This window comes from Enterobacter cloacae complex sp. SYL003 (assembly GCF_049236925.1).
Taxonomy (GTDB): Bacteria; Pseudomonadota; Gammaproteobacteria; order Enterobacterales; family Enterobacteriaceae; genus Enterobacter; species Enterobacter intestinihominis.
The window spans coordinates 210,266-222,362 of sequence record NZ_JBMKJK010000006.1 but is presented as its reverse complement, the minus strand read 5'-3'; the positions used below and the strand labels follow the sequence as shown (position 1 = coordinate 222,362).

General features: G+C 56.9%; 12 protein-coding genes and 1 other annotated feature. Of the genes, 9 read left to right on the top strand and 3 right to left on the bottom strand.

From position 1 onward, the window contains the following. Positions 1 to 30 precede the first annotated feature (30 nt). Together ACOT1A_RS10320 and ACOT1A_RS10315 are read left to right on the top strand one after the other, a co-directional pair. Positions 31 to 1,368, top strand: a complete 1,338-nt coding sequence (locus ACOT1A_RS10320; RefSeq protein WP_161496779.1) for an MFS transporter — start codon at positions 31 to 33, stop codon at positions 1,366 to 1,368. 51 nt (positions 1,369 to 1,419) lie between these two features. Beyond that, positions 1,420 to 2,649: a DUF3748 domain-containing protein gene (locus ACOT1A_RS10315; protein ID WP_211356988.1), complete on the top strand. Its 1,230-nt coding sequence runs from the start codon at positions 1,420 to 1,422 to the stop codon at positions 2,647 to 2,649. Here ACOT1A_RS10315 and ACOT1A_RS10310 read toward each other — a convergent pair. After that, positions 2,646 to 2,978: a YceK/YidQ family lipoprotein gene (locus tag ACOT1A_RS10310; protein ID WP_032622035.1), complete on the bottom strand. Its 333-nt coding sequence runs from the start codon at positions 2,976 to 2,978 to the stop codon at positions 2,646 to 2,648. The two genes, ACOT1A_RS10315 and ACOT1A_RS10310, sit on opposite strands and share 4 nt — an antisense overlap. A gap of 247 nt (positions 2,979 to 3,225) precedes the next feature. After that, positions 3,226 to 3,300: a sequence feature (ROSE (Repression Of Heat Shock gene Expression) occurs in the 5'-region of heat shock genes and acts as an RNA thermometer to modulate expression.), on the top strand. Here ACOT1A_RS10310 and ibpA point away from each other — a divergent pair. The 3 genes from ibpA (at position 3,294) to ACOT1A_RS10295 (ending at position 6,103) form a co-directional block, all read left to right on the top strand. Further along, positions 3,294 to 3,704 (top strand): small heat shock chaperone IbpA, encoded by a 411-nt coding sequence (gene ibpA, locus ACOT1A_RS10305; protein WP_003861094.1) that lies wholly within the window; start codon positions 3,294 to 3,296, stop codon positions 3,702 to 3,704. It overlaps the preceding feature by 7 nt. A gap of 136 nt (positions 3,705 to 3,840) precedes the next feature. Beyond that, a complete protein-coding gene (gene ibpB, locus ACOT1A_RS10300; RefSeq protein WP_022646539.1) occupies positions 3,841 to 4,269 on the top strand; it encodes a small heat shock chaperone IbpB in 429 nt (142 codons plus the stop codon). A 172-nt stretch (positions 4,270 to 4,441) separates the two neighbouring features. Beyond that, positions 4,442 to 6,103, top strand: coding sequence for a putative transporter (locus ACOT1A_RS10295; protein ID WP_022646540.1), 1,662 nt, complete (start codon positions 4,442 to 4,444; stop codon positions 6,101 to 6,103). Here ACOT1A_RS10295 and ACOT1A_RS10290 read toward each other — a convergent pair. Then, positions 6,071 to 6,817: a GntR family transcriptional regulator gene (locus tag ACOT1A_RS10290; RefSeq protein WP_276169976.1), complete on the bottom strand. Its 747-nt coding sequence runs from the start codon at positions 6,815 to 6,817 to the stop codon at positions 6,071 to 6,073. The two genes, ACOT1A_RS10295 and ACOT1A_RS10290, sit on opposite strands and share 33 nt — an antisense overlap. A 221-nt stretch (positions 6,818 to 7,038) precedes the next feature. On the opposite strand from ACOT1A_RS10290, the gene ACOT1A_RS10285 reads away from it, so the two are divergent. The 4 genes from ACOT1A_RS10285 to ACOT1A_RS10270 all read left to right on the top strand — a co-directional run bounded on the left by ACOT1A_RS10285 (position 7,039) and on the right by ACOT1A_RS10270 (position 10,757). After that, positions 7,039 to 8,661, top strand: a complete 1,623-nt coding sequence (locus ACOT1A_RS10285; protein ID WP_022646542.1) for an alpha-glucoside-specific PTS transporter subunit IIBC — start codon at positions 7,039 to 7,041, stop codon at positions 8,659 to 8,661. Then, complete coding sequence (locus tag ACOT1A_RS10280) at positions 8,658 to 9,980, top strand: 6-phospho-alpha-glucosidase (RefSeq protein ID WP_045308261.1); 1,323 nt, start codon at positions 8,658 to 8,660, stop codon at positions 9,978 to 9,980. Before ACOT1A_RS10285 ends, ACOT1A_RS10280 begins: the two co-directional genes overlap by 4 nt. 92 nt (positions 9,981 to 10,072) lie before the next feature. Beyond that, positions 10,073 to 10,420: a YidH family protein gene (locus ACOT1A_RS10275; protein ID WP_003861080.1), complete on the top strand. Its 348-nt coding sequence runs from the start codon at positions 10,073 to 10,075 to the stop codon at positions 10,418 to 10,420. Next, a complete protein-coding gene (locus ACOT1A_RS10270; protein WP_022646545.1) occupies positions 10,410 to 10,757 on the top strand; it encodes a DUF202 domain-containing protein in 348 nt (115 codons plus the stop codon). The genes ACOT1A_RS10275 and ACOT1A_RS10270 overlap by 11 nt, the downstream gene beginning before the upstream one ends. A gap of 32 nt (positions 10,758 to 10,789) precedes the next feature. Here ACOT1A_RS10270 and dsdA read toward each other — a convergent pair whose 3' ends face one another. Then, positions 10,790 to 12,076 (bottom strand): D-serine ammonia-lyase, encoded by a 1,287-nt coding sequence (dsdA, locus tag ACOT1A_RS10265; RefSeq protein WP_045308260.1) that lies wholly within the window; start codon positions 12,074 to 12,076, stop codon positions 10,790 to 10,792. Between the last annotated feature and the right edge of the window lie 21 nt (positions 12,077 to 12,097).

The window sequence follows — 12,097 nt, the reverse complement described above, 5'->3', positions numbered from 1 at the left end:
AAAAATATAACCCTCTGTAAATTACAGGGCATGGTGAGCGGCTTCGCTATGCCCAAAATCTGGAGACAGATTGCGATGGATATTCCAGTTACTGCTGCAAAAACCGGGCGTCGTCGTTACCTGACGCTGATCATGATCTTTATTACCGTGGTCATTTGCTATGTAGACCGCGCCAACCTTGCTGTGGCCTCGGCCCATATTCAGGAAGAGTTTGGCATCACCAAAGCGGAAATGGGCTACGTCTTCTCGGCGTTTGCCTGGCTGTATACGCTCTGCCAGATCCCCGGCGGCTGGTTCCTTGACCGCGTGGGGTCACGTCTGACCTACTTTATCGCTATTTTGGGCTGGTCCGTGGCGACCCTGTTCCAGGGCTTCGCCACCGGGCTGATGTCGCTGATAGGCCTGCGCGCCATCACCGGGGTGTTTGAAGCGCCCGCGTTCCCGACCAACAACCGCATGGTGACCAGCTGGTTCCCTGAACACGAACGTGCTTCCGCTGTTGGTTTTTACACCTCCGGGCAGTTTGTTGGTCTGGCGTTTCTGACGCCGCTGTTAATCTGGATCCAGGAGCTGCTGAGCTGGCACTGGGTGTTCATCGTCACCGGCGGGATCGGCATTATCTGGTCGTTAATCTGGTTTAAGGTCTATCAGCCGCCGCGTCTGACCAAAAGTATCACCAAAGCCGAACTGGACTACATCCGCGACGGCGGCGGTCTGGTGGATGGCGATGCGCCAGTGAAAAAAGAGGCGCGCCAGCCGCTGACCAGAGCGGACTGGAAGCTGGTCTTCCACCGTAAGCTGGTGGGCGTATATCTGGGCCAGTTCGCGGTGACCTCCACGCTGTGGTTCTTCCTCACCTGGTTCCCGAACTATCTGACCCAGGAAAAAGGGATAACCGCGCTGAAGGCGGGCTTTATGACCACCGTTCCCTTCCTTGCGGCGTTTTTCGGCGTGCTGCTCTCGGGCTGGCTGGCGGATAAGCTGGTTAAAAAAGGCTTCTCACTGGGCGTTGCGCGTAAAACGCCGATTATCTGCGGACTGCTGATCTCTACCTGCATCATGGGAGCGAACTACACCAACGATCCAGTGTGGATCATGACCCTGATGGCGGTAGCGTTCTTCGGGAACGGTTTTGCCTCCATCACCTGGTCGCTGGTGTCGTCCCTGGCACCGATGCGGCTGATTGGCCTGACCGGTGGCGTGTTTAACTTCGTTGGCGGCCTGGGCGGGATCACCGTGCCGCTGGTCATCGGTTACCTGGCGCAGGACTACGGCTTTGGTCCGGCTCTGGTGTATATCTCTGCCGTGGCGCTGATCGGCGCGCTCTCCTACATCCTGCTGGTAGGTGACGTGAAACGAGTAGGCTAATCCCTTCGGATGTTTTACCCTGATGCGATAACCGCGCATCAGGGTATTTTCATGAAACAAATCACCTTCGCTTCCCGCAACCACCAGCTCACCAACATCAACATCTGGACGCCAGACAGCCAGTGGCTTGTCTATGATGTCCGCCCGTCCGGCGCGTCGTTTACCGGTAATACCATTGAGCGGGTCAATGTCATTACGGGCGAGGTTGAGGTGATCTACCGTGCGACTGACGGCGCGCATGTCGGCGTGGTGACCGTTCATCCGGCGCAGGACAAATATGTTTTTATCCACGGCCCGAGAAACCCGGATGCAGACTGGCAGTATGATTTTCACCATCGTCAGGGAGTGATTGCGCACAACGGCCAGGTGAGCAATCTTGATGCGATGGATATCACCGCGCCTTACACGGCGGGGGCGCTGCGTGGCGGCAGCCACGTTCACGTTTTTAGCCCGAACGGGCAGTTCGTCAGCTTTACCTACAACGACCATGTACTGCACGCGCGCGATCCGCAGCTGGATTTGCGTAACGTCGGGGTGGCGGCGCCTTTTGGTCCGGTAAATCCACAGGGGAACCATCCGCGGGAATATGCTGGCACCTTCTGGAGCGTGCTGGTAAGCCGGACAACGCCGAACCCGCAACCGGGCAGCGATGAGATCAACCGCGCCTATGAAGAGGGCTGGGTGGACAACGACAGGCTGGCGTTTATCGGCGATACGGTGTCTGCGAAAGGCGAGAAAGTGCCCGAACTGTTTATTGTGGACCTTCCCAAGGACGAGCAGGGCTGGAAACGGGCGGGCGATGCGCCGTTGCAGGGGACGCCGGATACAATGCCCGCGCCGCCTGCGGGCGTCATGCAACGCCGCCTTACCTTCACCCATCAGAAGGCGTATCCGGGGCTGGTGAACGTGCCGCGCCACTGGGTGCGCAGCAATCCACAGGGGACGCAGATTGCGTTTTTAATGCGGGACGATAACGGCATTGTGCAGCTGTGGCTTATCTCCCCTGAAGGCGGTGAGCCGCGTCAGTTGACCCACGCTGAGAGCGATATTCAGTCTGCCTTTAACTGGCATCCTTCCGGCAACGGGCTGGGATTTGTGCTTGCAGGCCGCATTGCCTGCTGCGATGCGCAGACCGGAGAGGTGACGTTTTTGACGTCCGATCACGGCAATCCGCCGTCTGCTGACGCTGTGGTGTTTTCCCCGGACGGACGTTTTGTTGCGTGGATGGAAGAGAAGGACGGTTTCCGCCAGCTGTGGCTAACGGAAACCGCACAGAATTAGCGCGGGGTCATCTCTGCGGGCGGGATGACGGAGTTAGTCGCCAGCGTCTCCTGCTCGCTTTTCTCAACGCGCGAACGCACTGAGCTGTCGGTGCGGAACATATCCCACGGCAGCAGAAGCGTATCGGCAACCGCCGTAAACGGCATATCAAGAATCGCCAGAGATTTGGTACCCCAGTTTGTCTCATCATCAGAGATCATGGCGGCACTGGCGCGCGTCCCCGGATATGTTCCTTCTTTACCGCCGGTGTGCGACATCACGCTCGAACACCCGCAAAGTAAAACAACCCCGCTGAACGTCGCCAGCTTAATCAGAACATTTCTCATCATCACTCAGTCATCATTAGTAGCACGGCATTGACCTGCAACTCAGGGTTATAGCGAGGCGCGTCCAAAATGGATAGCTCAAAACTCCCGCACTGTGGTCGCCATCGCAATTTAACCCTTTGTGCTGTGCCCCTGAGTCTATGCGACAACCAGCAAAGTGCAAAAAAATCTCACATCAACAGGCTTGAAAAGGCCGTATCCAGACCCATTTTAAGAATGTAACCCGATAACGGACACGCCTGATGGGTGTTCGGGGAAGCAGAAGCCTGTCCATGGTGGAAGGCTACATTTTCTCGCTGATTCCAGGAGTTTTTATCTATGCGTAATTTCGATCTCTCTCCGCTATACCGTTCTGCCATTGGTTTTGATCGTCTGTTCAACCACTTAGAAAACAACCAGAGCCAGAGCAACGGCTATCCTCCTTACAACGTTGAATTGGTTGACGAAAACCACTATCGCATTGCGATTGCTGTCGCCGGTTTCGCAGAGAGCGAACTGGAGATCACCGCGCAGGACAATCTGCTGGTGGTGAAAGGCTCCCATGCGGGCGAGCAGAAAGAACGAACCTACCTCTACCAGGGCATCGCAGAGCGCAACTTTGAACGCAAGTTCCAGCTGGCTGAGAACATCCACGTCAAGGGCGCGAACCTGGTGAACGGCCTGCTGTTTATTGAGCTGGAACGTGTGATTCCGGAAGAGAAAAAACCGCGTCGTATCGAAATCAATTAATTAAGCGGGTCGCGGCTGCGGCCCACCTGAAATTGCTTGCCGTAAAGGGAGCATATGCGAATCCGTAAGGGTTTGCAGGTACAACTGCGCACAAAAATAAACTGTGCCGAACTCGCTTCTCAGAAGGAGATTTAGTATGCGTAACTATGATTTTTCCCCCCTGCTGCGTCAGTGGATCGGTTTTGACAAACTGGCTAACGCGCTGCAAAGCGCAACCGAACAGCAGACGTTTCCGCCGTACAACATCGAAAAAAGCGATGATAACCACTACCGCATCACGCTTGCGCTGGCCGGGTTCCGTCAGGAAGATCTCGACATCCAGCTTGAGGGTACGCGCCTGACCGTTAAAGGGTCACCGGAAAAACCAGACACCGAGACCAAATGGTTGCATCAGGGGCTTGTCACTCAGCCGTTTAGCCTGAGCTTTACCCTGGCAGACCATATGGAAGTTTCTGGCGCGACGTTCACTAACGGGCTGCTGAATATTGACCTCACCCGTAACGTGCCGGAAGCTATCGCGCCGCAGCGCATCGCCATTAGCGACAGGCCGGCGTTAAACAGTTAACAAACCCGCCGAAAATGTAGGTCGGGTAAGGCGCAGCCGCCACCCGACAACGCTCACAGACCGCACAAGGCCCTGCCCCGGCAGGGCTTTTTTGTGCGCCATCGCCCATACAACCGCCGCCAGCTCTGAGAGAATCCTTGATATAACTAAGGTTATGCACAGGATGTGGAACATGAGTGATATCGCGTTAACCGTCAGCGTGTTGGCCCTTGTCGCGGTAGTGGGGCTATGGCTGGGGAATATCAAAATCCGCGGCGTCGGGTTTGGGATTGGCGGAGTGCTTTTCGGCGGGATTTTTGTCGGCCATTTTGCCGACCAGCTTGGGTGGGTGCTCAGCGCCGATATGCTGCATTTCATCCAGGAGTTCGGCCTGATCCTCTTTGTGTATACCATCGGTATTCAGGTGGGGCCGGGCTTCTTCGCTTCGCTGCGCGTCTCCGGTTTACGCCTTAATCTCTTTGCCTTCGGCATCGTCGTGATGGGTGGGCTGGTCACCGCCATTCTGCACAAACTCTTCGCTATTCCGCTGCCCGTCGTGCTGGGCATCTTCTCCGGCGCCGTAACCAATACGCCCGCGCTCGGGGCGGGCCAGCAAATTCTGCGCGATCTGGGTATCCCTGCTGATGTCGTCGATCAGATGGGGATGAGCTACGCCATGGCCTATCCGTTTGGCATTTGCGGTATTTTGCTCTCCATGTGGCTGGTGCGCGTGCTGTTCCGCATTAACGTCGAGCAGGAGGCGAAAGAGCATGAAAGCACGCTGACCAACGGCCATGCGCTCATTAAAACCATCAACATTCGCGTCGAAAACCCTAACCTGAATAATATGGCGATACAGGATGTTCCCATTCTGAACAGTGCGACCATTATCTGTTCACGCCTGAAACGTGACGACACGCTGATGGTGCCTTCACCTGACACCCTCATTCAACACGGCGATCTCCTGCATCTGGTAGGGCAACCGGCGGATTTAAACAATGCCCGGCTGGTGATTGGTCAGGAGGTGGATACCTCGCTCTCAACCCGTGGAACGGACATGCGCGTGGAGCGCGTGGTAGTGACCAATGAGAAGGTCCTGGGCAAGAAAATACGCGATTTGCAGGTTAAAGAGCGTTATGACGTGGTGATCTCCCGGCTTAACCGCGCCGGTGTCGAGCTGGTGGCCAGCCAGGATGCCAGCCTGCAATTCGGTGATATTCTCAACCTCGTCGGGCGTCCTTCATCTATTGATGCCGTAGCGAACATGGTGGGCAACGCCCAGCAAAAACTCCAGCAGGTGCAGATGCTGCCGGTCTTTATCGGCGTCGGGCTTGGCGTCATGCTTGGCTCCATCCCCCTGTACGTGCCCGGCTTCCCGGTAGCACTGAAGCTGGGGCTGGCAGGCGGGCCGCTCATTATGGCGCTGATCCTCGGGCGTATCGGCTCCATCGGTAAGCTCTACTGGTTTATGCCGCCGAGCGCTAACCTGGCGCTGCGGGAGTTGGGCATCGTGCTGTTTCTGGCGGTGGTGGGGCTGAAATCCGGCGGCGATTTTGTCGATACTCTGGTGAACGGCGAAGGGATGAGCTGGGTAGGCTACGGCATATTCATTACCGCCATCCCGCTGATAACGGTCGGATTACTGGCGCGTATGTTCGCTAAAATGAATTATCTCACGCTGTGCGGCATGCTGGCCGGTTCCATGACCGATCCGCCCGCGCTGGCGTTCGCCAATAACCTGCACGCCACCAGCGGCGCGGCGGCGTTGTCCTACGCCACGGTCTATCCGCTGGTGATGTTTTTGCGCATTATCACCCCGCAACTACTGGCGGTGCTGTTCTGGGGGATGGGCTAATAAGTCTACCGGGTGGATACGCCGCAGATGGTAGTCCACCTGGTAATCGCTGGTGTTCCGGAACATCACGGAATAGTTGAGGAACTCGCCGCTGTCGCTGTAGGAAAGAGAGGTGATGCGCAGCAGCGGCGTCTGTTCCGGCAGATTCATATAACCGGCCAGCTGTTTATCTGCCAGCACTGGCGTCAGGCTCTCGTAGTTGCCGCTAATGGTGATCCCGCACTCCTTCTCGATGTAATCAAACTTAGACCCTTCGAGATGCGCCAGGGAAAGATTGCGGAACAGCTTCACCGGCATAAAGCTGTCCTCCAGCATCAGCGGTTTTCCGTCCACGTAACGTACCCGCCTTGAAAAATAGATCCGCTCATCAACCTGAATCCGCAACTGGCTGGCGATGGCGGGCGGCGCGGGCATCACTTCAAACTGCAACACCTTGCTCTGCACTTCTTTCCCCTGCTGGCGCAGTACCTCCACCAGCCCGGTCAGGTTAGTCGTTTCATGATGAACGTCTTTGCGCGCCACGAACGTCCCGCTGCCGTGTCGACGTTCAACCAGCCCCCAGCTTACCAGCAGATCCAATGCCTTGCGGATGGTCATCCGGGCTACGCCAAACTCCTTTGCCAGCGCTTTTTCGCCGGGTAACGGGCTGCCAATGTTGTAGTCCGACGAATTGAGCCGTAGCCGCAATCTGTCGGCAATAGATTTGTAGATCACCTGTAGACCTCTGCTCGCCCGTTATGGCGTGGATTACGTCTTAACTTGTCCATATTTGCTATCAAAAGTAGACCTGATTGGTCAAATTAAAACCATGAATGCGATCACGAATCGCAGCGGCACGCCATGTTCCCGCATCAGTAACTTCTTATGCTCACCTCAGGCCAGTAAAAAATCATAAAGGCCTCTACCCCTACAGGTTGTTTCATGAGGATTTAAAAATGCTCAGTCAAATACAACGTTTTGGCGGCGCCATGTTCACCCCGGTTTTACTGTTTCCCTTTGCCGGGATCGTGGTCGGGATCGCCATCATGCTTCGCAACCCGCTGTTTGTCGGCGAAGCTTTAACGGCCCCCGATCATCTGTTCGCGCAGATTGTTCACATCATCGAAGAGGGCGGCTGGGCGGTGTTCCGCAATATGCCGCTGATTTTTGCTGTCGGCTTACCGATTGGCCTGGCAAAGCAGGCGCAGGGCCGCGCCTGTCTGGCGGTGCTGATTAGCTTTCTGACCTGGAACTACTTTATCAACGCGATGGGGATGACCTGGGGTCACTTCTTTGGCGTCGACTTCTCTGCTGAACCCACTGCTGGCAGCGGGCTGGCGATGATTGCCGGAATCAAAACGCTTGATACCAGCATCATCGGGGCGATTATCATTTCCGGGCTCGTCACCGCCATCCACAACCGATTTTTCGACAAGCCGTTGCCAGTCTTCCTGGGGATTTTCCAGGGCACCTCGTTTGTCGTTATCCTCGCGTTCTTCGTGATGATCCCCTGCGCCTGGCTGACGTTGCTGGGCTGGCCGAAAGTGCAGATGGGCATTGAGTCCCTGCAGGCGTTCCTGCGCTCTGCCGGTGCGCTCGGCGTATGGGTCTATACCTTCCTGGAACGCATTCTGATCCCAACCGGATTGCACCACTTTGTCTACGGCCCGTTTATCTTCGGCCCGGCGGCGGTAGAGGGCGGCATTCAGGTCTACTGGGCGCAGCACCTGCAGGAATTCAGCCAGAGCACTGTGCCGCTGAAAACACTGTTCCCTGAAGGCGGCTTCGCCCTGCACGGCAATTCGAAAGTGTTTGGCTCGGTCGGGATTGCGCTGGCGATCTGGTACACCGCGTCGCCGGAAAACCGCGTCAAGGTTGCGGGGCTGCTGGTTCCGGCCACGCTTACCGCCGTGCTGGTGGGTATTACCGAACCGCTGGAGTTCACCTTCCTGTTTATCTCGCCGTTGCTGTTTGCTATCCACGCCGTGCTGGCCGCAACGATGGCGACGGTGATGTATACCTTCGGGGTGGTGGGGAACATGGGGGGCGGTCTGCTGGACCAGTTCCTGCCGCAAAACTGGATCCCGATGTTCCATAACCACGCCTCGACGGTATTCACCCAGATTGGCATCGGCCTCTGCTTCACCGCTCTCTATTTCGTGGTCTTCAGGACGCTTATCGAACGTCTGAATCTAAAAACGCCGGGCCGGGAAGAGAGCGAAATCAAGCTCTACAGCAAGGCCGACTATAAGGCGGCGCGTGGGCAAACCACCGCCCCGGCAGCAGCCAGCCAGCAGGTCGGACAGGCCGCTGGGTTCTTACAGGCGCTCGGCGGCGCAGCAAATATCGAAAGTATCAATAACTGCGCCACCCGCCTGCGTATCGCCCTGGTGGATATGACGAAAACCCAAAGCGACGACGTCTTCAAAGCCCTGGGCGCACACGGTGTGGTGCGACGCGGCAACGGCATTCAGGTGATTGTCGGTCTGCACGTTCCTCAGGTGCGCGACCAGCTGGAATCGCTGATGAAAACCCCTTTAACAAACGAACAAACCACTCTGACAGAGGCTATATCATGAAAAAATTCTCAGTTGTTATTGCAGGCGGCGGCAGTACATTCACGCCTGGTATCGTCCTGATGCTGTTAGCCAACCGTGACCGTTTCCCGCTACGTGCGCTGAAGTTCTATGACAATGACGGAGCACGTCAGGAGGTTATCGCGGAGGCGTGCAAAATCATCCTCAGGGAGCAGGCGCCTGAGATTGAATTTAGTTACACCACCGATCCGAAAGCAGCCTTTACCGATGTGGATTTCGTGATGGCGCATATTCGCGTGGGCAAATACCCGATGCGTGAAAAAGATGAAAAAATCCCGCTGCGCCACGGCGTGCTGGGCCAGGAAACGTGCGGGCCGGGCGGCATCTCCTACGGCATGCGCTCCATCGGCGGCGTGCTTGAGCTGGTAGATTATATGGAGCAGTACTCCCCGAACGCGTGGATGCTGAACTACTCCAACCCGGCGGCGATTGTCGCGGAAGCCACGCGCCGCCTGCGTCCGAACGCGAAAATCCTCAACATCTGCGACATGCCGATCGGCATTGAAGGCCGTATGGCGCAAATCGTCGGCCTGAAAGACCGCAAAGAGATGCGCGTGCGCTACTACGGTCTGAACCACTTCGGCTGGTGGACGTCGATTGAAGATCTGAACGGCAACGATCTGATGCCGAAGCTGCGCGAATACGTGGCGAAAAACGGTTATGTTCCGCCTTCGGAAGATGTGCATACTGAAGCGAGCTGGAACGATACCTTCGCCAAGGCCAAAGACGTACAGGCGCTGGATCCGGACACCATGCCGAACACCTACCTGAAGTATTACCTGTTCCCGGACTATGTGGTCGCCCATTCCAACCCGGAGCGTACCCGCGCCAATGAAGTGATGGATCACCGTGAGAAGCATGTATTCAGTTCATGCCGGGCGATTATCGAAGCCGGTCATTCTTCTGCCGGTGAACTGGAAATCGACGAACATGCATCGTACATCGTCGATCTGGCGACCGCGATTGCCTTTAATACCCAGGAACGCATGTTGCTGATTGTGCCTAACAATGGGGCTATCCATAATTTTGACGCCGACGCGATGGTAGAAATTCCGTGTCTGGTCGGCCACAACGGACCGGAGCCGCTGACCGTGGGTGATATTCCGCACTTCCAGAAAGGGCTCATGAGCCAGCAGGTGGCGGTGGAAAAACTGGTGGTGGACGCCTGGGAGCAGCGCTCGTATCAGAAACTCTGGCAGGCGATTACCCTGTCGAAAACCGTACCGAGCGCATCGGTGGCGAAGGCGATTCTGGACGATCTGATTGAAGCTAATAAGGATTACTGGCCAGAGCTGCACTAATCTTTCTGACCGGCATCGCCAGATGCCGGTCTCCTTGTCCTGGCTGAATTACGCTATGCTGAAGCCTGCATGATGCACGACAAGGAACCTTCATGAACATTTCCCGCCTCGGTGAAGCGCCGGACTACCGCTTCTCACTGGCTAACGAACGCACGTTCTTAGCGTGGATCCGCACCGCCCTGGGCTTTCTGGCCGCAGGCGTCGGCCTTGATCAGCTCGCCCCCGATTTTGCCACTCCGTTGATTCGCGAAGTGCTGGCCCTGCTGCTGTGCCTGATTGCCGGCGTGCTGGCGATTTATGGCTATCTGCGCTGGCTGAGAAATGAAAAAGCGATGCGTCTGAAGCAGGATCTCCCCTACACGCGCGGTTTGCTCATCATCAGTACGATTTTGCTGATGGTTGCGGGCGTAGTGATGTTACTGGTGCTGTATGCCGGATAGCCGCAAAGCGCGGCGGGAAGCGGACCCCGGGCTTCAGCCGGAGCGAACCTCGCTGGCCTGGCTGCGCACGCTGCTTGGGTATGGTGCGTTGATCGCGCTTGCCATTAAGCACAACTGGCACCGCACGGGGGCGCCATTCTGGATCTCCATTGTTGTGCTGGCGCTGGTAGCCATCATTTTATGGCGCTACACCCGCAGCCGTAACCTGATGGACGTGGCGCAGAGCGACTTTGTACAGCCGAAGGCGGTGCGGGATAAGTTCCTTATCGCCCTGGCCGTGCTGTCGCTGTCACTGCTGTTTGCGGTCACCCACATTCAACAAATTTTGCACCTGTAGGCCGGGTAAGGCGCAGCCGCCACCCGGCATATTTACTTCCCTTTCGCTAAATATTTCGCCATCTCGTCTTCCGGCACCATGCCGCCGCCGGTCGCCCAGACCAGGTGTGTAGTGTTAGCATTCGCCGTTATGCGTACCGGCCCGGCCATCCCCGCCAGCGCCGACGGCTCCAGACAAATGCCTTCTTCCTGCGCCAGCCAGCCGAGCAGGTCGTACATGCTTTGATCGGCGAGGGTATAGAACCCGTCAAGCAGACGCTCCATCGCGCGGCCCACGAAGCCAGACGCGCGACCTACCGCCAGACCGTCCGCCGCCGTCACGTTATCAATACCCAGATCCTGCACGGCGATTTCATCGTGCAGCCCGGTGTAAACGCCCAGCAGCATGCACGGGGAGTGCGTGGGCTCGGCGAAGAAACAGTGGACGTTATCGCCAAAGGCCAGCTTCAGGCCAAACGCCACGCCGCCGGGGCCGCCGCCGACGCCGCACGGCAGATAGACATTCAACGGATGTTCAGCATCCACCGCGCGCCCCTGCGCGGCAAACTGCGCTTTCAGGCGCTCACCTGCAACCGCATAGCCCAGGAACAGCGTGCGTGAGTTCTCATCGTCAATAAAGAAACAGTTTGGATCGCTTTCCGCCGCTTTGCGCCCTTGCTCCACCGCCACGCCATAATCCTGCTCATATTCCACGACGATCGCGCCGTGGCTGCGCAGTTTGGCTTTCTTCCACTCGCGGGCGTCTGCGGACATATGCACCGTGACCTTAAAGCCGATGCGCGCGCTCATAATGCCGATGGACACCCCCAGGTTGCCGGTTGAACCCACCGCGATGCTGTACTGGCTGAAGAAGGCTTTAAAGCGTGGCTCCAGCATGATGCTGTAGTCATCTTCAACGCTCAGCAACCCGGCTTCCAGCGCCAGTTTTTCCGCATGGGCCAGCACCTCATAGATACCGCCGCGCGCTTTAATGGAGCCGGAAATCGGCAGATGGCTGTCTTTTTTCAGCAGCAGCGTGCCTGGAATGGTCTTGCCAGACTCTTTCTCCAGCCGCTTTTGCATCGCCGGGATAGCGACCAGTTCGGATTCGATAATCCCGCCCGTTGCCGCCGTTTCCGGGAAGGCTTTCGCCAGATACGGCGCGAAGCGTTTCAGGCGCGCATGCGCGTCGTCCACGTCGGCTTTGGTCAGCCCGACATATGGCAACCCTTCCGCCAGCGTCGTGGTGTTCGGATTAAGCCAGGTGATCTCTTTCAGGGCAATCAAATCCGCCAGCAGCGGAAACCGGTCAATGAGGCCGATCAGGTCAGTCGTTTTCATAATCTGTCTCAGAATTTAGTT

Bases quoted from the DNA above. Each gene is read 5' to 3' on its own strand.
- ACOT1A_RS10320 (WP_161496779.1), top strand. From the start codon at position 31: ATGGTGAGCGGCTTCGCTATGCCCAAAATCTGGAGACAGATTGCGATG.
- ACOT1A_RS10315 (WP_211356988.1), top strand. From the start codon at position 1,420: ATGAAACAAATCACCTTCGCTTCCCGCAACCACCAGCTCACCAACATC.
- ACOT1A_RS10310 (WP_032622035.1), bottom strand. From the start codon at position 2,978: ATGATGAGAAATGTTCTGATTAAGCTGGCGACGTTCAGCGGGGTTGTT.
- ibpA (WP_003861094.1), top strand. From the start codon at position 3,294: ATGCGTAATTTCGATCTCTCTCCGCTATACCGTTCTGCCATTGGTTTT.
- ibpB (WP_022646539.1), top strand. From the start codon at position 3,841: ATGCGTAACTATGATTTTTCCCCCCTGCTGCGTCAGTGGATCGGTTTT.
- ACOT1A_RS10295 (WP_022646540.1), top strand. From the start codon at position 4,442: ATGAGTGATATCGCGTTAACCGTCAGCGTGTTGGCCCTTGTCGCGGTA.
- ACOT1A_RS10285 (WP_022646542.1), top strand. From the start codon at position 7,039: ATGCTCAGTCAAATACAACGTTTTGGCGGCGCCATGTTCACCCCGGTT.
- ACOT1A_RS10280 (WP_045308261.1), top strand. From the start codon at position 8,658: ATGAAAAAATTCTCAGTTGTTATTGCAGGCGGCGGCAGTACATTCACG.
- ACOT1A_RS10275 (WP_003861080.1), top strand. From the start codon at position 10,073: ATGAACATTTCCCGCCTCGGTGAAGCGCCGGACTACCGCTTCTCACTG.
- ACOT1A_RS10270 (WP_022646545.1), top strand. From the start codon at position 10,410: ATGCCGGATAGCCGCAAAGCGCGGCGGGAAGCGGACCCCGGGCTTCAG.
- dsdA (WP_045308260.1), bottom strand. From the start codon at position 12,076: ATGAAAACGACTGACCTGATCGGCCTCATTGACCGGTTTCCGCTGCTG.